Origin of the sequence: Arthrobacter sp. ISL-48, from assembly GCF_018613805.1 — a bacterium.
Classification (GTDB): domain Bacteria; phylum Actinomycetota; class Actinomycetes; order Actinomycetales; family Micrococcaceae; genus Arthrobacter.
Genome location: NZ_JAGGPL010000018.1, coordinates 79837 through 102345, shown reverse-complemented (window position 1 = coordinate 102345; position 22509 = coordinate 79837). Strand labels below are relative to the sequence as shown.

The window sequence follows — 22509 nt, the reverse complement described above, 5'->3', positions numbered from 1 at the left end:
AGTACTTGGACCGGCATTATGAGTACTCGGGCCGACGAAGTTCTCTGGCGCGGACTCTGGATCAGGGTTATATTGGCAAGCAACGGCTGGGTACCGTGCTGGACGCGACAAGCGGACAGGAGTTGGTCCGCTTGTCATCATATTGCGACGGGCAATACCGACAGGACAAAGAGCTACGGGTCTCCTTCTTCAATGGATGGGGACCACATGTCGTTAATAGGCCGAAGCAAGGAGCTGGACCGGATCCTTTCCGTGATCCGGGGCCCCAAGGAGTCAGCACTGACGGTTGTTGGACGGCGGGGTGTGGGAAAGTCCGCGCTGCTGTCCGAGATCCCGAGGCTTACCGGTGACCGGACTGTCTTCCTACGCGCAAGCGCATCAGAGTCCGACTGGCCGCTCTCCGGCCTCACAGCGCTCCTGAACGGAATCGATGATCCCGTACTCAACCGCTTCGCGGACGAGTTGCTCCGCGATTACACAGGCACCATGGATGTTCCCATGGCCTCCACCATGCTTCTTAATGGGCTGCACCAGCGCTCGTCCTCCCGCACCGTCATCGTCATCGATGACGGTGACCAGCTGGATCCCAGCAGCCAGGCGGTGATCGGGTTCCTGGCGCGCCGTCTGTCCGGAACCGACATGGCGCTGTTCATCAGCATGGGCGAAGAAACCCCTGACAGCCCGTTCGCCAGCCTGCCGACCCTTCAACTGAGGCCCCTGAGCTACAACGACACTGTCCGGATGCTTGAGTCGATCCCGGCACCGCAGACCACCACGGCGGCGGTCCATGCGGTTGCCGCCGCAACCCAAGGCAACCCGCTCGCCGCCGTCGAACTTTACACCTGCCTGCTTGAGCGGCAGGCCGAAGGGAAATACGCCCTGCCCGTGCCGTTGCCCTGCAAGGGCAGCTTCGAATCCGAATTCGCCGCGACCGTCGGAGGGCTGACCCAGGACGCGCGGCGAGTCCTGGACCTCCTTTCGCTGTCCTGCCGGAGCGACATCACGACGTTGGAGAAGGTGTACAGCCAACTGTGGCCCGGGATCGATGAGCTCCTGGCCACCGGCATGGTCAGCAGGACCGGCCCGCACCTACGGATCCAGGACCAGCTCCTCCGGGGTTACGTCTTTGCCGCCATGACACCGGCGGTGCGGACCGCGAACCACCGTGCCATGGCAGGAGCAGCCGACCCCACGGATCCCTACGCCCGCCGGTGGCACTTGAGCTTTACCGCGCTGGAGCGGCAGACGCCATTCGGGCTGCTCGGGTTCGCTGTTGACCTCATCCGCAGCGGGGAAATCGCTTTCGCCGTCGAATACATCGAACGTGCCCTCACCATCAACCCTTGGGAAGCAGAAACTGCCGCCCGCCTCGCCACCGTGGCCGAGCTGCTGTTCAACAGGGGTGAGTTTGTTTACGCCAAGCGCTACCTGACCTGGGCCCAGCGGGTGACACGCAACCCCGCACTGATCCTTCGCCTGACCGGCCTTGCCTTCGAGATCCAATTTATCCAAGGGGCCGCGGTGCGCTCAAGCATGGTGGTCCGCCTCGTCAAGGAATTCGGCCAGCACGACCCGGCGTACGCCGCCAGTCTGCTGACACTTGGTGCGCTCTATTACGCGGAACGTTGGGAACTGGAGGACGCACTCGGTCTCCTGCGACAAGCCGAACATTTTCAAGACTTCGCCGCCCCCAACTCCCTGGCCGTCGCCGGGCATGCCAAGCTTCTGATCGAGGCAATCAAAGGGAACACGGAACACGTCAGCCGCAAGTACGATTCCGGCGGGGGCGAAACGGTAGCCACCCTTCTGGTTCAGGGCCGTGCACTGAGCTATGCGGAACACCATGTGGCCGCCCAAGAGGCCTTTGCAAGGGTCCGGAACTCGGTAGACGCGAGCACCGTCAACTGGCGGGAAACCGCAGACTTCCTTGCAGTAGACAACGAGATCCGCGCCGGTAACGTTCGGACGGCAGTGCGCCTGATCGAAGACTTGGAACTGTCTGAGCCCGAAACGAAATACCACCGCGGTATGCGGCATATCTTCCGGGTCTGGCGAGCCAACGCACTTGGGGACAGGGAACTGGCGCGGGTTTACGTGGCGGACGCACATCATTTCTCCGGTGCGGAAAGCCATCCTGCCATCACGGCCCAGCTGGCTGCGTGCCAGGGACATTTCGCCCTCATGCGGGGCGACCTCGCCGAGTCATTCGCGCAATTGTCACGGGCTGCGGAAATCGGCATGGCCTTCAGTAACCCGACGTTGCTGCGCTGCGAGGCGGACCTCGTGGAAGTCCTGGTCAGGCTGGGGCGGCATAGGGAAGCCACTCAGGCGCTCTTCCACCTGGAAAGCCGCGCGGTGGGGCTGCGGTCCCCCTGGCTCATGATGGCCGTGGCCAGGAGCCGGGCCATGCTTGCCGACGGGGAGCAGTCACTGCACCTTTTCAGCCAGGCACTGGGGGGCCGGAACACCCACGATTCCTTGCTCGAACGGGCCCGGACCCTGCTCTGCTACGCGGAGCGGCTCAGTGCCTTCGGCCGCCTGCGGGACGCCCGGGACGGACTGCTTCGCGCAAAAGTGATGTTTGACGAAGCAGGAGCGGACGCCTGGACCCAGCACGTCGACTCCCTGTTGCTCGACGAGCGGGTGGAACCAGTCCGTGCCACCGACAATCCTGCCATGCTGATGCTCGCGGACCACGAACGGGCGCTGGCGAAGATGGTGGCCCGGGGAATGCGGAACAAGGAAATCGCAGCGAGTCTTTACGTCTCTGTCCGGACCGTGGAAGTCCGCCTCACTGCGATCTACCGCAAGCTGGGAGTGGAATCCCGCGCCCAGCTGACGGCCCTCGCAGCGGGTAAGGAAACCGCCGTACGGGAGCCTTACGTCCTCCCCGTGCTCTAGGTCAATTCCACGCGATTGCAGATATCCGCAGTTTCCACACTGTTCCTTTCGCACACCCACAGGGGTTCTTCTTTTCCCAGCCAAACCGGCCTGCGCCGGACTATTTTTGCATCACGGTCAAAGCACATGGTCCGCGATCTGCTGAAATCGCCACGACAAGGAAAGCGGGTGCCCGGTGACTGCGGAAACAGTCCTTGCGCGCATCAATGTCATGAAACCCTGGCTCGGTGAGGAGGAGGCACACGCCCTGGCGGAGGTGGTTGCCTCTGGCTGGGTGTCCCAGGGGCCCAAGGTCCAGAAGTTTGAACTGGACTTCAGGGCCGCGCAGGCGGCGCGTCACGCCGTCGCGACTTCCAGCTGCACCACTGCGCTGCACCTCGCGCTGGTGGTGGCCGGCATCGGAGCCGGGGACGACGTCGTCGTCCCTTCCCTTTCCTTCATAGCCACCGCGAATACAGTGACCTATGTGGGTGCACGGCCGGTTTTCTGCGACGTGGACCCGGCCACGGGCAATGTGACCGTAGAGACTATCCGGGCCGCGCTGACGCTTGATACCCGGGCCGTGATTGTGGTTGACCAGGGCGGCGTCCCGGTTGACATGGCCCCCATTCGGGAGCTGTGCGACCGGCACGAGATCACCGTCATCGAGGACGCTGCATGCGCCGTCGGCTCCCAGTACAGGGGCACGCCCGTGGGCACAGGGGCGGACGTGACGGTGTGGTCGTTTCACCCGCGCAAGATCCTCACTACCGGTGAAGGCGGAATGCTGACGACGCAGCGCGCCGACTGGGCGGCCCGGGCACGGACGCTCCGCGAGCACTCCATGAGCATTTCGGCCCCCGACAGGCCCGGTTCGGTGCTGGCGCCGCCGGAGGTCTACCTCGAGATTGGCTTCGACTACCGGATGACAGATTTGCAGGCCGCCGTCGGGATTGTGCAGCTGGGCCGGCTCGCGCAGGTAGTGGAGAGGCGGCGCGAGATAGCGGCACAGTACGTCGCCGGACTCCACGGCATTAGGGGCCTGCGGTTTGTTGCCGATCCTCCCTATGGCACCACCAACTTCCAGTCCTTCTGGCTCGAAGTCCTGCCTGCGTTCCCCACCGACCGTGAGGGGCTGCTGGCACGGCTGGCGGAAGCCGGGATTTCCGCCCGACGCGGCATGATGGCCGCCCACCGGCAGCCCGCGTACCGCTGGCGCGATACTGGCAATGCGGGGCTGCAGAACACAGAGCGGTTGACCGACAGGACCCTGATACTCCCGGTCTTCCACGAACTGGACGACGCCGGAATCGAGCGGATCATGAGCTGCATCCGTGCGGCGGCCGGTGCGCGGACGTGAGTGAGCTCATCCTCATCTCGGCCAGCGGGCTGGCCCGCGAGGTCCTGGCGATGGTGCGCAGCAGCGGCCAGTACGACGTCGTTGGCCTGCTCGATGACGACAAGGAGATGGCTGGCGTCACAGTGGACGGCGCGCCCGTCCTGGGGACCATCGACGACGCCCCCAAGTACACGCACGCGTTTGTGCTCGTATGCATCGGCTCCGGCAGGTCCAGGGAAGCAGTGGTGGAGCGCCTCACAGCCATGGGCCTGAACGAGGCCCGCTACGGGACGGCGGTGGAACCCTCCGTACAGCCCCCTGAGGGGTGCAGGATCGGCCGCGGCAGCATCCTGCTGCGGAACGTCACACTGACCGCCTCCGTCACCCTTGGATCCCACGTTGTGGCGATGCCCTCGGTGACGTTCACGCACGACGACGACGTGGCGGACTTCGCCACATTTGCTGCCGGCGTCTCGCTCGGCGGCGGAGTGCGGATCGGGCGTGCGGCCTACCTCGGGATGAACTCCAGCGTCCGGGAACGGACGTCGGTGGGGGCCTACGCTACCGTCGGCATGGGTGCCGCAGTACTCAGCAACGTGCCCGACGGTGAGACCTGGGTGGGCGTCCCGGCGCACTCGATTGACGATGGGCAGCATTGGCGGGCCGGGCACTAAAATGTACAGCCGGGCCCCAAATCGAGTGACAGGTGTCATTTCGTTACCGCTCACATAGGGCAAATTTTCTGCCTGGAGCAAAACCGCAGGTGAGCGCGACATTGCCAATGCAAGACGACGCGCGCGTGTCGTTCATTACGTTATCTTAATGTGACTTTCCTGATGGTCTGCTGTACGGTCTTGCACTGGGCCCACCGTTCGGGGCCCAATCCAGGTTGACGCCGAGCTCTGCCGCTTCCCGGAACCCACCTAAAATTTCGGCAGAGACGGGGGACCCAGAGTCTCAGGGCATGGCATTAAGCCAGCCCTAGGGGTGAAGCCGCAACGCTTAGCGTGCGCGGCCGGATGGCCTCATCCGAACCCGACAGCTAACTCCGCAGGCGTTGAGAGGTAATAATCCATGTCTGCATCCCAGGATCAGTCGTGCGCTAAAGCACGCCACGACGCCAAAAAATCCACTCCCCCGACCCAGTCACGGTCACTTCTAAAAAGGGCAATCCGGCCACTCAACCTGACGCTGACAGCCGCTTTGGTGGCTGCCTCGATGGGGATCATGGCGTTCGGCCAGGCCTCCAGTCAAACCGACCTGAGCCTCGCTTCGAGCACGTCGGGCAAATCTGACCAGGCCCCCGGCCAGAACAAGGACAGCGCTCCGATAGCGACGGCTACACCAACCCCAACGGCGGACCCCACGGCCACGACGACCGCGGCACCAGCACCGACCGCCACCGCCACGACGACCCCCACACCAGCTCCAACTGCCACGACCACAGCACCAGCGCCGACAACTACCGCCACGGCCACCTCCGCACCCTTGGCAAGCACATCGACCCCAGTGCCAACGGGAGTTCCCGGGACATGGTCACTGAAGTTCGATGATGAATTCAACGGCACAGCGCTGGACGGTGCCAAGTGGTCAAACTGCTGGTTCTCTCCCACCTGCGGGACGATGAACAAGGTAACCACCAGCCCGGCCAACGTCTCTGTTTCGGGTGGCAACCTCGTCCTCAACCTCAGCTCGTCAACGTCCGGCTCGCTGATTTCAACGAATCCGAACGGCGGCGCATCAACCGGCTACCAGTTCACCACTGGCTATGTCGAGGCGCGCATCAAATTCCCGGGGGACGGCACGAACCTCTACAACTGGCCTGCGTTTTGGACAACCGGCCAGTCATGGCCCGCAAACGGTGAGAACGACATCGCTGAGGTCCTTAGCGGGAAGATGACTGTGAACTACCACTCAAGTTCCGGCTCACACAACCAGGGAACCGTCGCGGGGGATTGGGGCAACAGCTTCCACACCTTCGGGCTGGACAGGAAGGCCACGTCGGCCGACGTGTATTTCGACGGTGTGAAGGTTAAGTCCTACGCCACTGACGACGGCAACGCACCCCAATACCTGGTCCTTAACGTCGGGGCCTCTGGAAGCAGCCCGGCAGCGTATGGCACCGCGTCGCAGGTCCAGGTCGATTACGTTCGTGCCTGGCAGTAAATAGCGTCGCAACGCAGGGCCTGCATGGGACCGGTACTTCCACAGCAGGACCGCAGTGCAAAAGGACGACGGCGGACAAGCCGTCGTCCTTTTGCCTTACGGTTTTGACTGCTTGTGTGGGCGGCGGAAGCAGGGCCTATTGCTTGCGCTGCCGGAGGGTGAATGAGCAGCGCGGTCAAGTAAACTCATGCAATGAAGCTTCTGTACATCACAGAAAGTGTGCCCAACCGGGATCCGGTGCTCGGCGACGGGAGCTCAATGATTCCTTTCGAGGTACTGCGGAATCTTCCAGCTGACGTCGAGCTGACACTGCTCACGTTCTCAGGTCCGGTAAGACTGCCCGACGAACTCCGCGAACGCTGTGCATCAGTCCACGTCATGGCCACCCGGAGACGTCCCTGGGCCATGCTGCGTTCCTTCTTTGGCTTGAATGGGCAGGGAAAGCACGAGCGGTCCACTTCCAAAGCCATCTCCACGGCAGCGAGGCTTTCCGCCCAAAATGACGCCACCCTGATACACGGGCCGCACGCGCTGTTTCTCGCCCGCCACCTCCGTGGACCCCTGGTTCTGCAGACAGTGGACCCGTGGTCCATTCGGGCCGCGATGGATACCAATATTGCACGGTGGTTGCGGTTCGCGTACCGGGCCCGGGAACGCCAGGCCTTGCGTGCCGAACTTGGGCTGCCGTCACGGGCGCGGCTCCTGACCGTGGGTGCCCAGGACGCCCTGGCGTGGTCAGAACGCCTGGGACGGCCGGTCAGGAACATTCCCAACGGTGCGGAGCAGTCCCTACCCTCCGGCACCGGACGCAACGGTCCGGTGCTCTGCTTTGTGGGGAGCCTGAACTACGGCCCAAACATCGACAGCGTGAAGATCCTGATAGGCAAGATCGCCCCATTGTTGTGGCAACGAGTTCCCAACGCCCGGTTTGTCATCGCCGGACGCCGTCCCGATCCTTCAGTTCTGGCACTGGCAGGTCCCCTTGTGGAGGTCTTGGCAAACGTTCCGTCCGTCGTCGATGTCTTCCACGCGGCGGACGTGGCCGTCTTTCCCGATGAACACGGGGTGGGCATCAGGAACTCTGTGCGTGAAGCACTGGCCGCAGGCCTTCCAGTAGTAGCCACGCCTGTGGCGGCCCGGGAACAGGATGCCCACCCCCTGCTGGCCGTCGAAGAGGACGCTGAAAAGTTTGTCGAGCTAATAGCGACCTGCCTGTCCGGACCCGGGCGCCAGCTGGCTGCACCGGAGGACGCCCCCATCCGGACATGGAAGATGGTCACAGACGACTACCTCGATGAGGTTCGCACCGCCATCCGCTCCAGCGTCGGTCTTCCGGCAGGAAGCTCAACGGGATGACGTACGCAGCCGGAGAACTGGCCCGGACCGGAGTCCGGGGAGCCGCATGGCAGGGATTGGCCTTCGCTTCCGGCAAGTTGATCGTCCTGGCCACGACCATCGTGCTCGCGCGGCTCCTGTCTCCCCAGGAGTATGGCTTGGTGGCGTTGGCGCTGGTACTGATGGCCTACGCAGAGACCATTGCCGATGCCGGTGTGGCGCAGGCGCTGGTATATTTGCCCCGCACCGGGATTATTGCCCGGTCTGCACTCCTCATCTCTGTGCTGCTGGGCTTGGCCCTGGCCTCGGCCGCCGTCCTGGCAGCCCCGCTGATTGCCGGGCTCTTCGACCTTCCCGACGTGGCACCCCTGGTCCAGGTGCTGGGACTTTCGGTGCTTGCCACCTCATGCGGCGCGGTCCCTGAAGCCCTGCTGCGACGTGACCTGCTGTTCAAGCAGCTGACGGCGGCTCCTATAATTCGCGCCACCACGATGGGCACGGTGACCCTCCTGCTCGCGTTTGGCGGCCACGGCGCATGGTCCCTGGCTGTGGGCACTGCTGCTGGGTCAGTAGCGTATGCCGCCACCTGCTGGTTCCTTGTCCGGGAACGTGCACCTTGGCAGATATGGAGGGTGGGCAAGGACGCGTTGCGGGATAACATGAAGTACGGCGCTCCAGTTGCCGGCAGCAGCTTGCTGGCCAGGCTGATATTCGACGTCGACTACCTGATTATCGGCCTCTTGCTGGGGGCGCAGGCCCTGGGCTTCTATACCTTGGCTTTCCGTCTTCCCGAGACGCTGATCCTCAACATCTTCTTTGTGCTCTCCACAGTCCTGTTCCCCCTCTACGCCCAAGTCCGCAGCGATCCGGAGCGGCTCAGGGACGGCTACCTGAAAAGCGTCCAGATCCAGTCCCTCTACGGCGTCACCGCCGGCGTCGGGCTGGCCGTACTGGCGCCCATCCTCATTCCCCTGCTTTTCGGAGAAAAGTGGGCGGATGCCGTGCTGCCGCTGGTTTTCCTGGCGCTGTACGCGGCAGCCCGTTCCCTGGGGGCCGGCGCCAACGACGTATATAAGGCGCTTGGGCGGCCAGGACTTTCCATCGGAATTTCTGTCGTCCGGCTCGTCATCCTTGTCCCGGCCCTGCTCTTCGCCACCCAGTGGGGCATTATCGGCGTCGCTTGCGCACAGCTGGTTGTGGCAGTGCTTTTTGCATGCGGCATGCAAGCGGTGGCTGCCAGGGTGATACGGATCCGGTCACGCCGCCTGTGGCGGGCTGTCGTGCCGGGCCTGGTGTGCGGGGCTGCCGTAGCTGTAGCCGGGCTGGGCACCTTGGCACTTCCGCAATTGGGCGGCGTGATGACTATGGGCTTGGTTGTGGTTACGGCAATAGCCCTGGTCTATGGGATCCTGCGCCTCGGGTTTTCATCGTTGCACGATGAGCTTCTGCATTTCGCTCGGCGGCGGTGACTATACCGGCTGACCGTCCACCACGTGGCGCCAAAGCCAAAAATCCCGGTCGGAGGCAACGGCCGTACGTACCTGGCCCGTTCCGCCCCCTGCCGCCGCCTGCCCCGCCAGCCGGTATGCCAGCGTAGCTGCCGACCGGGCCCACGTTGCTGTGACGAGCAAGGGAAGCAGGCCACTATCCACGCCTCTCAGTTCCAAGTGTTTACGAAGAGGCGCCAAAGCCCAGCCGCCTGATCCAAATGCCTTCTCGAAGGCGGCTAGCTGGTTCACGCGGGAGAAGGCCCGCTCATTTGATTCGCTCAGATATTGCAGATAAAACACCAAGTCGTGTCCTGGAAGGCCATCCGTGCGGGAGCGTTCCCAGTCAACCACCTGCAGCCTCCCGGTGCTTTGCAGAAAGAGATTTGGGTGGCTCAGGTCGCCGTGTTCGACGACGGCTGGCAGTTGGGCGGAACGCAGCGGCGCCAATTTCTCGTGTGTACGTTCGACCAGCCAGCTGATCTCAGTTTCGGTCCCCACTAAACCGATAAGGGCCTGCAGCGGACCGGTGACGGTCCGCTCGTACCAATCTGCGTTAACAGGAGCGGATCTCGTGCAAGGCAGGGCGCCCACAAAATGAGTACCTGCCCGGACGGCAACGGACAAGTCAGCAGCAGCCAGTCTGGGGTCCAACGGAGCACCTGTCACCGCGGTTTCCACGAGGACGGTGTGGGCGCCGACGTCGAGCACGCCCGCTACCTCGGGGACTCCGTGCGAAGACCCCATGCCTCCAGCCTTGAGCTGCTCTAAGACTTCGGCTTCATGCCGAACGCCGTCATTGTCGCCTGGCTGGCGTGGCACTTTAACCACGAGGCTGGGTTCGCGGGCTCCGGCCGCGAAAACCAGTGCCACGACGTGCCTGGATGTGACGAATCTCGGGGTGAGCAGGACTGTATGCCATTGCCTGCCAATGCCGTACCTATCCAGCTCAAGTTCCCGGCGGTGCTCCGTGAGGAAGCTGTCAATGAACCTCATGGGACTCCCCTCCCTGGGGGCGGCGCCCCGTGACAGTCCCTTCCGGAACGGCCAGATCGACCAGACGCAGAGCCAGCGCAAGGTGACCCGCGATGGCCTTGGCCTTCCCGAACCGGACATCCTTGTGAAGTGACAGTGTGTCGCTGATCGCGATCGCTGACGCCACGGGCACGATGCGGGTGGGACGCTCCAGGCTCGGCACGTGCCAGTCAACTCCAACGTCGGTGAAGCCATTCCGTGAAAAAGTTCGCTGCCAACCTTTCAGGGTGCGCGGACCAGAGCGGTTTAGCAACGAGCGCCGAACTCTGGCGCACATCCACCCTCCTGGCTCCACGGTGGCGGCCGCCGCCTCGAAGAGACGGAGATCAGGTGCCGAGAGAAGAACGACGTCGAAGAAATTGCCGGAGGTGCCGTTGTTGCCAGACCGTATGAGGGTAGCCCGAGGATCCAGCATGTGCAGTGCAGACTTCAGGTCCCCACTGATCTTGCCGCCATAGCCCACGCTTCGGGGCTCGAGGACGGGCAGCAGGAAGCGCCAGTCAAGTAACGTCCATAGATTCAAAGGCAAGGCCGCAGAGCTAACGCCGTCCCCGTCTTTGGATTCGCGGCCGCCGGGTGTGATGCTGCCCCACACGATCCCGGCCGCGTGCCTCCGGACAAGGTCCTGGGACCGGTCAGCGTTAAGAACATGGGCTCCAGGCAGCCGATCGGCCAGCCGAAGGTAGGACTGCCTCCAGCTCTCCAGGATCTCAACGGAATGTTCGCCCTTCCTCGCAAACATCACCTCACCAGGCGCATCGAGCACCAGCAGCACATCCGGTTTCGGCCCCATCCGCAGGGCGACAGCATCGGTCACTTTGCCTGCCATGCCGGCATCAGCTGAGCCACTAAGGAGGACATCGTAGGCGACACGGTCCATGAGCACCAGGCGGCCTCTTAGCCTGTGATATCTGGCGGCCAATCCTCCTCGGATGGCGCGGAAGACCTTCTTGGCGGAACGGCCCCCGGGAATCTTTCGGATGAGGGAATCCCAAGGACCAACGCCCCACATGCCCATGTACACATACTTGATGGGCAGCGGGAATGCTGCACTGAGGCCATGGAGCAAAGTTGTCTTGCCGGCTCCATCAGGAGCCATTACACCCACCACTGGCCCACGTCCCCGCAGCCGGGGGCCTGGCAATCGAAGGCACCTGTTCCTTATGGCAAGCAACCACGGTGATGCCGAGGTTCCTGCCCAGCCGGCCCTCATCCGGGCTGCCATGGCCGGGACCTCTTCAAATCTCTCCGACCGGATCATGTTGAGCAGCTGCGAGGCCGTTCCCGGTCCCATCCGGCGGTCCACAAAGTGCGCGATGGAGTCGTCAACGCTCGCGGCGTAGACCGCGTTTCGGGCGATATCAATTCTGGGAGGGGCAATTTCCCCTTTGTCCAGCATCAGGTGGAGAAGCTGCAGCCACGCCTGATCCTCAGGAGCAGGGAGCCACAACATGCCCCCGCGCACGCGATGCCGCAGGCAGCGCTGCGCGAGTGACGTCCTCCATTGCTGATAAGGCCCGAAGGTGATGTCCGACACGATGTCGAGTTTGAGCCAGAAGTCTCCACCGCTGGAATAGCAGAAGTAGAAGCGGTGACTGCCGTGGCCTGCTGCAACTACACGGCAAAACCCCACCCCCTCAAAAAGCTCATCCAGCTCGGGCAACAGCTCCTTGGAAACGAGGAGGTCCACGTCTCCTGAGGGGCGGGCCAAATCGTTTTCACCACGTAAGAGCAACCAGGGCAACCCCGTCCCGTCAAGCATTTGCAGGGCACTGGCAAGGTGCGCGTCGATCATGGGCCCAGCTTCCCATTTATCCTGATAGGACCGGCGGTCACTGACTGTACCCATCGTGCATCCTCCTCTTAGTCCGGCGGAGCTGTGGAGGCCTCCGCCACATGGTGGGTTTACGGTACGTATGCATACTGCACAGCCCAATCGATCTGCAGGTGTCCTGCGGTTGCCGGGTCAGGGTAAGTGCTGGTGGCCCGATCGGAGGTCTCCGCCTGCAGCGTCCACCGCATTGGAGTGTTTGGAACTCCCTCTGGAATCGTTGTCTGATCCGTAAGTTCCCCGTCAAAAAACCATTTGACTTTGCCGGGTGTCCATTCAGTGGTTGCCACATGCCAATCACCAGGTCCAGCAGGGGAAAAGGTGCGGTCCGACGGGTCGAATTTCATGGTGTCCTTGTCGAAGGAGTCCTTTATGGCTGATCCACCATAAAGAGGCCCGTCCAGACCGCCTTCCGGCCAGTCGATTTCTCCGTCGTTCCACCTGTCGTTGACGGGCCAAAGCATAAAGGCAATCTTGTAGCCGGGCATTGAGTCATACCTGAACCTGACGGAGTAGCGGCCGTATTCTTGTCCCGCGTATCCGAAAGGAATGACACTGGCAGCCCGCGGCACGCCGTCCTCTGTATGGAGAAAGTAGTCAAGTTTGCCGTTATCTACAGATAGGACGGAGTCAGGGCTGTAGGTTCCCCTGCCCGAGGAGTCAGGGAATCCGGAATATCCTCGCATGTCACGTCCGTAGATCTCACCCACCTGGCCCAGCGCCGCCGATCGGGAAAATTCCTGGAAGCCCGTCTGCCTCCACCCAGGGAGATCGCCCTCAGGGATTTCCGAGGCTTCTCCGGCCCTTCCGGAACTGCTCTTCGTCAGTAGCGAGAACATGGCTGCCCCCATGGTGAGAATGACAATTGCCGCAAGGGCCGTGGCGGACTTTCGGGCGCGAGAGCTCCTAACCCGTTCGGGTGAACTTGTAGATACGGACCGTTCCGTTGTTGAAAACATTCTCGACGCCGGCTCCCTTCGCGAGTACCTTTTCAAGCTTTGGCAGCATGTAAGCATCAATGCCGCTTTCTTCAATAGCCTGGCGCTTTTGCTCATCGGACATGACGATGTAATTGTTCTCTGCACCGCGGAGGTGATCAGCGTACTTTCGCAAGCTGCCCATGCTGATATCTCCCTTTACAGCTTTCAGGTAATCGGTTATTGAAGCGACACTTCCCCATTTGAGATAGTGGGGATAATTGGGGCCGATCAGCAGCGGAAAGAAGGACTTTGAGTCAAAAACAATATCCCCTGTTTCGACGTTCTCATCAAGCCACTGGCTGGCGAGGACGTCGTTCTTGGAAACTCGATAATCCGCCTCCGGCTGGAAGTGCACCACAGTGAACAACATGGCCATTGCAATGAGAGCAGCAGCTGCTCCAATGGCTGCCTTGCGGGATCGCACCGGGCCGGACCAGAACAACCAGGCCACACCGATCGAGAGCCAAGGCAGCGCAAACAGATACACCCGGAAGCGGGCCTCCCCGCCGTAGGACTGGGCGAACAGTCCGAGGACTGGCGCGAAAGCCAGCCAGGCGATGACCAAGGTTGTACGCACCTGGCCGCCAAGCAGGCGCCTGATGAATCCGGCGACCGCCAGCAGCCCGGTCAAAAGGGTGAGCACAACAGCCAAGCGCGAAAGCGTCTGCCCTGTGAGGACCCATTGGCCCAGGACAACGGATTCTGTTTCTGGTGGCTTATAGCCGGTGTTGGCGAACAGATTGAATCCGCTGAACAGACCGTATTTACTGCGGATGTACTCAACATTTGGAACCAAATACAAGAGGGCAATGATTAGAAGCGCAGGGCCAACCCAACGGGGCCTGAAGTAACCGGCGAGAAACAGCGGAAAGAGTCCCAGGACAACTATGTACGGGGTGAGTTGATGGCTTACGACAATCACTACCTGGAGAGCCAGAATGGCGGCGACGGCCAGACCTTGTGTAAAAGTCGGTCGCTGTCCCCACCGTTCCGCCAAGGCCGCCGCTGGCCGCTGTTTCCCTAGCTTCTGCAACATACGCGATTTTCGGAGGCGCCCTTCAAATGCGATCATCCACCCGGTCGGAGCGTTCCTAAGAAAAGTGAGGGCAACCAGGCACATGGCGAGGTACAGGGAGTATGAAAAAGACTGGGGGGCGTAGTAATTCTGGTTCACCCAATTCGACAGTGTGAACACCACCGTCGCGGTCCAATAGATGCGCGCCCTACTGGAGATTGTCCGCACAATAGCGAGCACCAGTACCGCGTCGACGAGGGCAAACCCAGTCTCCGCCCATGCGGCGTAGTCGATGGCGTTGCGATATCCCATCGCTTCGCCAAGGAGGGCACTCAGTGAAAAGAAGCCTGGCCAGCGGTTGTAGATGTCGATCGCGGGATCAACGTGGCCTGTCGCGGCAATGAGGTTGGTGACAGCGATGTGTTTGTAGGTCCAGGGGAAGCGGGGCGCGTCCGCGAGCAGGCCGGCTGTTGCATAGAGCATGACCACGAGGCTGGTTACCGAGGCGCTCATAAGCCAGTTTGAAGGCCCCTTCCGGGCCACAACCCCCCAGGCGCAGAGAGCCACGGCGATGCCCACCGCGCCGTACCACACGGGGGGCAACTCGCGCAGCAGGCCGAAGTCACTCAACACCTCGGAGTTCGTCGTCGCCAGCCCGAAGACCCACATCGCAACCGCCGCCGCCAGGACCAGCCAAGGAATCATTGCCTTCATCCGATACCGCCGGAGGCCTTCCCTCGTGCCATGGGCGCGCAGCCGGGGCACGGGATATTCCTTGCGAGGCGTAAAGACGAGGAAAGCCGAGGAGGCAAGTACGACCGCAGCGACAACCGGGCGGGGATACCAGAACCCGGTCCAGGCCATTAGGGCGGCCAAGAGGGCATACAGCGAAGAACTCGCCGCTACCATCCACACCGTCCGCGCCGCCGGATCGGCGACGGGTAGCCTGGATAGCGCGACCCATCCTGGCATAGTGAGGCAGACCACAAGCTTGAAGGCAGCGAAGGGTAGCCCGCCGACGTCCAGGAGGACGAGGATGGCGCCAGCCGCGCCGAACATGGCGAGGACCACCTCGACGTAGTGCAACCTTCTTTTCGATGGGCGCACGTGTGGCACTAGCGAGGAAACGTCGCTTCGGATTAGTAGAGCCATAACGGCGCAACCTCCTGGATCAGCTTGGGTGAATGTCCAGAGTGGTTCTTGTGAACAGCCCACGGGTTGTTCACAAGAGTCCTACCCCGCACCGGACCGGCGTTCCAGCAGGTAATTGAACGGTCCGCGGGCGACCGACAAGACCTCAAGCCGCAACACCTTTGCAAGTTGCTCATCCCAGGAGTCAACGGTACGGTTAAGCCCTTCCGATGCCCGACGCGATGCGCGGACATCCTGCAGGAATTTCCAGACGACCCGCGGAGTCCGCGCCAACGCGAGCCGCGCCGTGCGGGGGTTCAAAAGGATTTTTGTGAGCCACGCCCCCAGTCCAATGCCGTAGTTCCGCGCTTGGACGCGCAACTCATCCAGACCATCGCGGTGACGATGCCAAACGATCGCGGAGGGCTGGACTACTAGGGAGTACCCCTCGAGGATTACGCGGGTGAACATGTCAATATCTTCGCCGCCGCCGGTGCGGGTTCCGACTCCCAGTGCGACATCGAAACCGCCCAGACTGATCGCAACACGGCGATCCAGGGCGAAATTGGCTCCCGTTCCGAAGGCTCCGGGGCAGAACGGAAACTTGGGAAGATCGGCCGGAGGATCGCTGAGGGAGTAGATCTTCGGCGCGAGGCAGTCCGACCAGCTGACCCGGTCGTCGAAGTATCCCTGGACCCGGGACCGCACTTCGCCGGCCGGAACCAGGCCTGTCACGCATGCCGCGTGGGGAGCGCGCTCAAATCCCGTCGCAATCTCCCGCAGCCAGGCGTTGTCCACGATGACGTCGTCGTCGGTGAAGGCAACGATGTCACCCCGCGCATTGCGGAGGCCGGCATTGCGGGCCTGTGACAGCCCCGGAACGGGCTCAGAGATCAAGGCTAGGCGGTGGTCCTGCAACTCTTCGCCCACCAAATCATAGGTCTCCGAAGTGGTTGCCGCGTTATCGATCACAAGGATGTCGAAATTCGGGTAGTCAAGAGCGAGTATCGCCTCAAGAGCCTCGCGCAGGAGGGAAGTCCGGTCCCTCGTGCAGATAATCACAGTGATAGATGGAGTCGATAATCCATGGGACGTTGACGCCACTGCCGGAAGGGCAGCCACAGCTCTCTCCAGCACCCCACGTTCAAGGATGCCGTCGGGGATTTCGACATCGACGAAACCGCGGACCGCGGCCCCCTCCCGGACCAGCAACCGCGCACGCCCATATCCCGTGTGATTTTGCAGCCTTAGGTGCGTGTGCTGTGAGAGGGCCCCCAGGTCGACGGTCCCGATCCACCGGGCTCCGGACCAGTCCGGCCGGACGTGGCTCTGCATGGCGGGCACCAGCTCCAGGGTCAGGTACTCCTCAGTCTGGAGCATCTCGCCTGCCGGCTCGCTCATTGGACTTCCCTCCACATGGCGTCGGGGAGAGCAGCCCGGCTGGGCAGCGGATGCGGCGAAGTATGGCTCAGCCGGCGGCCACGCAGGTAACCGGCCGCAGTGAAAGCCAGAACCGCCATGATGGCACCGGCACGGCCGAGCCCGCCCAGGTTTCCGTCCCTGCTCCAGTCGTGGATTCCAGCCGCTACAGCCCGTGGCAGGATGCTGCGTACGTAGCGTCGTTCCGGCCCCAACGCGCGCTTGTGCCCCACGATTTCGCTGACTTGGGCCTTGGATATCCCTTCCGACCAGGAACGCGCCAGCATGTAGCGCACTGTTCCCCTGTTGGCTGGCACGTGATGACGCACCACAGCTGCCGGTTCATAGACGATGCGGGACCCGGGTGAGCCCATTGTGGAACGGATACAGATCTCCGTCTCTTCACAGCCAAGGGGTTTTGTCCCCTGGCGGCCAAGATCGAGGTTGAAGCCTCCGACTTGCCGGAGAACCTCAAGCCGGAATGACATATTTGCGCCAATGACGTTTCGGACCTCGGAGGCCACCTTGGGCATGCCGCGGTGGCTGCAGCCAACAATCCAATCCAGCTCCTCGCCGAAGTAGGCAGGACGGCCGGATTCCCAGACGGGTTCAACCCGGCCGCCCACCGCCAATACGTCGGGATCGTCATAGAAAACGACCAGCCGCTCGAGCCAGTCGGGGGCCGCTTGGGCGTCATCATCAACGAAAGCGACGATGTCCGAGTCGGCCATCCCCGCCCCCGTGTTGCGCGCACCGGAGAGCCCCCGAGGACCCGCACTCTCCACGAGCGTGACGTCATCCACAACGGCTACGAGACGCTTATACAGGTCCTCATTGTGGTCGACAACAACAATGACCTCTTGCGGGGGCATCGTCTGAGCGCGGACGGATTCTATGACATCCAGCAATATTTCCCAGCGGGCCATCGTGTAGCAGCATATGACCACGGAGGTGGTCGGACGCTCAATAGACGTGGACATGTTATAGTCCCTGCGCCAGTGAGAGAATGCTCTGAGGATCCGTGGGTGTGTGCGGAAACTTCACGTTGGCATACGCATACTTCACTCTCCGAAGGGCCTCCGGCCGGGCACCTGCCGTGGGCGCCTCCCACAACGCACATTCCCGCGCGAGCGTAGCAAGGACCCGCCACCCGTCACGGAATGTCTGCAGATGCGAGGCCCCGGAGATGCGGTCCAGCTCAATGCTGGGCACCTCGGCAATGCGAAGACCGGCCCTGGCTGCGCGGACAATCAGCTCAGTTTCGATTTCGAACCCGTCCGACTCCAGCTGCAAAACCTCCAGGCACTCCCTCCGGAACGCTATGTATCCGTAGCAAAGATCGGAGTAGTTACTGCGCAATACGGCGTTGGCCAACCCGGTAAGCGCGCGGTTGCCGGCACTCCGTAAGAACGTTATGTCTTCGGACCCGCCCCCGGTGACATAACGTGACCCCTTCACGAAGTCATAGTCATGCTGGAGCGGGGAGACGAACCACCCAATCTCCTGGGGATCCATACTTCCGTCGGCATCCAGCATGACGATGATATCGCCGGAGGCTGCGGCGAATCCGGCACGGAGTGCAACACCTTTTCCCTTCTGCTGCTCATCAACTACGACGACGTCCACACGAAGTGCGCGGGCAACATCGACGGTATGATCCTCGGAGCGTCCATCCACAATGACCACCTCGTCCACATACGACGGCATGCGTCGAAGTACCCACGGGAGATTCATTGCTTCATTCAGGGTTGGGATGACCACACTCACTGACGCCCTCGGTGACCAAACGGCCGGCGCAGGGAACGAAATTGGAAGCTGGGTGGAAATAGACAAAGGCCTCACCACTTCATGACAGTAAACGGACTTTTCAGACGACCTCGCGCTCAACTCAGACGAAGAGCGCGCTTCTAGTACTTATCCGGTCATGGTCTGGTCTCTGGCCCCAGCTCTCATTGCCTTTGACTCTGCCCGTAAGGAAAGACTAGGGGCGGTCCCGGAGGACTGTCACCAGTAGTAGGTACTCACCTTTTGCGCCCCTAACTGCGCTCCCTACCTAGGTACCGGGTTTATTTGCCGGTTTAAAACTTAGGTATAGGGGTTATGTTCCGGACAAATACTTAGGTATAGGGGTAATTGCCTAGCCGGCCTGAGAATTCATTGCGCTTCCTCATGCCAGGGACTACGCTGTCGCATAACTGGGATTCTGTCGTTTCTGGGTCGACGTATATCGGGACCTCGGATGTGCAATTTCAAAGGCCCAGGAGATCAGCAATGAAGACAAAAAGTTCCATCAGCTGGCTTAGCCAGACGCTCGTCCTGGCCACCCTCATCGCGGGGACCTTCATCGTAAATGCCAGCAGTGCGTGGGCAGACGGTAGTTATGGAACCCCCAGCGTCAGCTATTCCGGCGTCAGCAATCCGCCCACTTCGGACAAGCCCCAGAGCAAGTTGTGGTGGAACGACGGTTCGTGGTGGGCGGACCTGTGGACGACGGGCAGCGGCTGGCACATCTACCGGCTAGACCGTGGAACTGAAACTTGGGTGGACACCGGGCTGCTTAATGACAGCCGTGGCAGCACGCTCGCGGACACCCTCTGGGACGGGAGCCATCTGTATATCGCCTCCCACGTGGCAACCATCACCGGCGACGGGACTCCCAAGCCCTCGCTTTCCGGACAGCCAGCCAAGCTGTACAGGTACAGCTACGTAAACGGCAGCTACAAGCTAGACAGCGGCTTTCCCACAATGATCACCGATAATTCCAGTGAATCCATGACCATCGACATCGACTCCTTGGGCGGCGTTTGGGCCACATGGACGCAAGTAGGCGGAAACTCGACGACAGGATTCACCAACGCGGTTTACATGAACTACTCGGCGAACAGTGGCGCCGTCTGGGGATCGCCGTTCGTCCTTCCCGTCACCAATCCGAATCCGAACCCCGCTCCTGATGACATCTCCGCCGTGGTTGCCTTCAGCAAGGACAACATTGGCGTGATGTGGAGCGATCACCTCAGCGATACGGTGTGGTGGGCTACGCACAAGGATGGCGACGCCGCCACCGCATCCTGGAAGGTCCAACCGGCCATCCGGGGCAAAGGTCAGGCGGATGACCACTTGAACCTCAAGACCCTGCAGGCAGATACCACCGGCCGGGTCTTCGCCGCCATCAAGACAAGCCTCAACGACACGTCCTCGGACCCCACCCTGCCGCAGTTGCTCCTGCTGACGTTCAAGCCGGGAACCGGCTCATTCACCCAGTCCACCATCTCAAAGATCGGTGACTGCGTGTCCCGCCCCCAGATAGTGCTGGACACCCAGAACAATCTGGTGCGGGCCTTCCAGACCGCTCCGCCGACGTCAGTGAGCGGATGCGCGTATTCGGGTGTTGCCGGAAGCATCTACGAGAAGACTGCCTCCATGGACAACCCGGTCTTCGGGTCAGGGCGGGGTACTCCGATTATCCAGAGTGCCTCCTCCTCCAACATGAATGACGTCACCACAACCAAGCAGAGCGTGGACAACTCAACAGGCCTGGTGGTGATGGCTAGCGACAACGTGGCAAAACGCTACTGGTTCTCGGACCGTCCGTTGGGCTCAGCCCCGCAGGCCCCCGTGGCGTCCTTCACAGCCACACCCACCTCCGGGACGGCCCCGCTGAACGTCAGCTTTATCGACACCTCGACAGGCCGCCCCACCTCCTGGGCCTGGAACTTCGGCGACGGCGGCACGTCCTCAATACAGAGTCCTTCCCATTCTTATTCCGCGGCCGGCACGTACACGGTGACGCTCACTGCGACCAATAGTGCGGGTTCGAACTCTGCTACCGCCACTATCGCGGTTAGCCCCGCCACCACGGCGACAGGGGTGACAGCAGTGGGCTCCACCACCACCTATTCATCGACAGCGGGGACCGCAGCGGGGCTGTCGGCACCCTCAGGCACCACAGCCGGTGATGTGCTGATCGCCTCCATCACCGCCGACCTGAACCCATCGATGGCTTCGGTACCGGCCGGCTGGACACCCATCGTGAACGCCCTGTCGATAAACAGTTCGTCGACGTCCGGGGCCCGGGCATTCGTTTACTATCACGTGGTGGGAGAATCCGACCCGTTAACCTACACCTGGAGCTTGAGCTCAGCCGCGAAGTGGGGCGGGGGAATTACCGGCTACCGCGGGGTCAACAACACCACCCCACTGGACACTTCAGTCGCCACTGTTGTGGATACGAGCTATTCGGCCACCGCTATCACCGCACCGAGCATCACCACGGCCAGCAACGGCGCGATGCTGATTGGCGGCGCTGCGTGCGATTGCGCCGCGCCCGTCGTATCCCCGCCGGGCGGCTGGACCGAGCGCTGGGAAGCCGCCGCCGGTCAAATAGCCGAACTTGCCGATCAGGCGCAGACAACTGCGGGAGCCACCGGCACTGCCACCTGGACCTTCAGCGCAGCCAGAGCGGCTGCCGTCTGGCGGACAGCACTGAAACCGGCGAGCTGAAACTAGCGGGCCCGGTATTGAGTTCCGCACGCCCCTGACGAGCCCTACGCGGCAGTCCGGAAGAACAACTCCGTGACCGTGGCCAGCCGGTGCGGGTCCTGCACGCCGCAGAGTTCGCGGGCGGAGTGCATGGACAGGAGCGGAACCCCGACGTCCACCGTCCGGATTCCCAAGCGGGTGGCGGTGAGGGGACCGATGGTGGAGCCACAAGGCATCACATTGTTCGAAACGAATTCCTGGTAGGGCACCTTAGCCTCGGCGCAGAGACGGGCCCAGAAGGCAGCACCGTTGGCGTCGGTGGCGTAGCGCTGGTTGGCGTTGATCTTCAGCAGCGGACCGCCGTTGAGCACAGGGTGGTTGGCGGGATCATGCCGCTCCGGATAGTTGGGGTGGACCGCGTGCCCGGCGTCCGCAGAGACACAGAACGACGCCGCGAGCGCCTGCCGCCGCTGGCTCACCGTGGCGCCGAGTCCGTCCGAAATACGCACCAGCACATCCTCGAGGACGGGCCCGCATGCACCAGAACGCGAATTCGAGCCAATTTCCTCGTGGTCGAACGCCGCCAGGACGGCTATCGGCGCTCCGGCGCCGCCGGTAGCGCTGCCGGCGGAGGAGCCACTGGAAGCGCGCGACGCGTGCGCGATGAGCGCCGCCAGCCCCGCATGCGTGGCTGAAAGGTTGTCCAGTCGTCCGGAGGCGAAGAATTCACCGCCGGCCCCGAAAACCGCTGGGGCCTGCGTGTCCGCAACAACGACGTCGTACCCGCCGATCTCCGCCACATTAACGGACGCATCCGGTACATGCGACGCCAAAACAGCCAGCAGGTCCGCTTCCGCAGGGTTGCCCAATCCCCAGACAGGGTTCATGTGCCGCTGCTTGTCCAGGGTGAGGCCGTCGTTCACGGCGCGGTCCAGGTGGATGGCCAACTGCGGGAAGCGGAGCATGGGGCCGGTGGCGGTCAGGTGCTGCGTCCCGTCATGCAGGACCAGCCTGCCGGCCAGTTGCAGCTCACGGTCAAGCCAGGAGTTCAGGAGCGGTCCGCCGTAAATCTCCACGCCAGCCTGAAGCCAGCCGTGGGCGCCGATGGTGGGCTTCGGCTTGAGCTTGAACGACGGCGAATCCGTGTGCGCGCCCAGGATATTGAACCCGGTGGCGGGGCCGGCCCCTTCCGGGACCACCCAGGCAACCAGTGCCCCGTCGCGGATCAGGAAGTACTTGCCAGCCCCGCCCTCCCAGGGTTCCACCTCGTCCAGGCCGGTAAAACCGGCCGCCTCAAGCCTCTGCGCCGCTTCGTGGACTGCGTGAAAGCTCGACGGCGATGCGCTGACAAATGCGCCAAGGTCCTGGATGTGGGCTTCGGCGGTGGAAGGTGAAGGCATGGTGTCGAGTCT

The 22509-nt window shown here is 62.3% G+C and carries 16 protein-coding genes and 1 riboswitch; of the genes, 7 read left to right on the top strand and 9 right to left on the bottom strand.

The annotated features are described in order from the left end of the window. Window positions 1–207 precede the first annotated feature (207 nt). The 3 genes from J7E83_RS15525 (at window position 208) to J7E83_RS15515 (ending at window position 4893) form a co-directional block, all read left to right on the top strand. Window positions 208–2901, top strand: coding sequence for a LuxR family transcriptional regulator (locus tag J7E83_RS15525; RefSeq protein WP_214963897.1), 2694 nt, complete (start codon window positions 208–210; stop codon window positions 2899–2901). Window positions 2902–3076: 175 nt separating this feature from the next. Next, the gene (locus tag J7E83_RS15520; RefSeq protein ID WP_311379701.1) at window positions 3077–4240 is read left to right on the top strand and encodes a DegT/DnrJ/EryC1/StrS family aminotransferase; all 1164 of its coding nucleotides are present in this window, start codon (window positions 3077–3079) and stop codon (window positions 4238–4240) included. Further along, on the top strand, window positions 4237–4893 hold the full coding sequence (locus J7E83_RS15515) for an acetyltransferase (protein ID WP_214963894.1): 657 nt from the start codon (window positions 4237–4239) through the stop codon (window positions 4891–4893). Before J7E83_RS15520 ends, J7E83_RS15515 begins: the two co-directional genes overlap by 4 nt. A 236-nt stretch (window positions 4894–5129) precedes the next feature. After that, a riboswitch (cyclic di-AMP (ydaO/yuaA leader) is annotated at window positions 5130–5290 on the top strand. Window positions 5291–5469: 179 nt separating this feature from the next. On the opposite strand, the gene J7E83_RS15510 is transcribed toward J7E83_RS15515, so the two are convergent. After that, window positions 5470–5859, bottom strand: coding sequence for a hypothetical protein (locus J7E83_RS15510; RefSeq protein ID WP_214963891.1), 390 nt, complete (start codon window positions 5857–5859; stop codon window positions 5470–5472). Between J7E83_RS15510 and J7E83_RS15505 the strand changes: the two genes are divergently transcribed. From J7E83_RS15505 to J7E83_RS15495, 3 genes are all read left to right on the top strand, one after another. Next, window positions 5843–6385, top strand: coding sequence for a family 16 glycosylhydrolase (locus J7E83_RS15505; RefSeq protein WP_214963888.1), 543 nt, complete (start codon window positions 5843–5845; stop codon window positions 6383–6385). The genes J7E83_RS15510 and J7E83_RS15505 overlap by 17 nt on opposite strands. 192 nt (window positions 6386–6577) lie before the next feature. Next, the gene (locus J7E83_RS15500; RefSeq protein ID WP_214963885.1) at window positions 6578–7741 is read left to right on the top strand and encodes a glycosyltransferase; all 1164 of its coding nucleotides are present in this window, start codon (window positions 6578–6580) and stop codon (window positions 7739–7741) included. After that, window positions 7738–9189, top strand: coding sequence for a lipopolysaccharide biosynthesis protein (locus J7E83_RS15495; protein ID WP_214963871.1), 1452 nt, complete (start codon window positions 7738–7740; stop codon window positions 9187–9189). Before J7E83_RS15500 ends, J7E83_RS15495 begins: the two co-directional genes overlap by 4 nt. Here the strand turns inward: J7E83_RS15495 and J7E83_RS15490 are convergent, their stop codons facing one another. The 7 genes from J7E83_RS15490 to J7E83_RS15460 all read right to left on the bottom strand — a co-directional run bounded on the left by J7E83_RS15490 (window position 9190) and on the right by J7E83_RS15460 (window position 18352). Further along, window positions 9190–10203, bottom strand: coding sequence for an aminoglycoside phosphotransferase family protein (locus J7E83_RS15490; RefSeq protein WP_214963868.1), 1014 nt, complete (start codon window positions 10201–10203; stop codon window positions 9190–9192). Continuing rightward, window positions 10190–12091, bottom strand: coding sequence for a hypothetical protein (locus tag J7E83_RS15485; RefSeq protein WP_214963866.1), 1902 nt, complete (start codon window positions 12089–12091; stop codon window positions 10190–10192). The genes J7E83_RS15490 and J7E83_RS15485 overlap by 14 nt, the downstream gene beginning before the upstream one ends. Window positions 12092–12147: 56 nt before the next feature. Beyond that, entirely contained in the window at window positions 12148–12924 is a 777-nt protein-coding gene (locus J7E83_RS15480; protein ID WP_214963855.1) for a glycoside hydrolase family 16 protein, read from the bottom strand. Between the two features lie 55 nt (window positions 12925–12979). Then, window positions 12980–14833, bottom strand: coding sequence for a hypothetical protein (locus J7E83_RS15475; protein ID WP_214963852.1), 1854 nt, complete (start codon window positions 14831–14833; stop codon window positions 12980–12982). A 468-nt stretch (window positions 14834–15301) separates the two neighbouring features. Further along, the gene (locus J7E83_RS15470) at window positions 15302–16600 is read right to left on the bottom strand and encodes a glycosyltransferase family 2 protein (protein WP_214963849.1); all 1299 of its coding nucleotides are present in this window, start codon (window positions 16598–16600) and stop codon (window positions 15302–15304) included. Further along, a complete protein-coding gene (locus J7E83_RS15465) occupies window positions 16597–17598 on the bottom strand; it encodes a glycosyltransferase family 2 protein (RefSeq protein ID WP_214963845.1) in 1002 nt (333 codons plus the stop codon). Before J7E83_RS15465 ends, J7E83_RS15470 begins: the two co-directional genes overlap by 4 nt. A 1-nt stretch (window position 17599) precedes the next feature. Beyond that, window positions 17600–18352 (bottom strand): glycosyltransferase family 2 protein, encoded by a 753-nt coding sequence (locus J7E83_RS15460; RefSeq protein WP_214963843.1) that lies wholly within the window; start codon window positions 18350–18352, stop codon window positions 17600–17602. A gap of 537 nt (window positions 18353–18889) precedes the next feature. On the opposite strand from J7E83_RS15460, the gene J7E83_RS15455 reads away from it, so the two are divergent. Beyond that, the gene (locus J7E83_RS15455; protein ID WP_214963841.1) at window positions 18890–21118 is read left to right on the top strand and encodes a PKD domain-containing protein; all 2229 of its coding nucleotides are present in this window, start codon (window positions 18890–18892) and stop codon (window positions 21116–21118) included. A 44-nt stretch (window positions 21119–21162) separates the two neighbouring features. Here J7E83_RS15455 and J7E83_RS15450 read toward each other — a convergent pair whose 3' ends face one another. Beyond that, complete coding sequence (locus J7E83_RS15450) at window positions 21163–22497, bottom strand: M18 family aminopeptidase (protein ID WP_214963839.1); 1335 nt, start codon at window positions 22495–22497, stop codon at window positions 21163–21165. Between the last annotated feature and the right edge of the window lie 12 nt (window positions 22498–22509).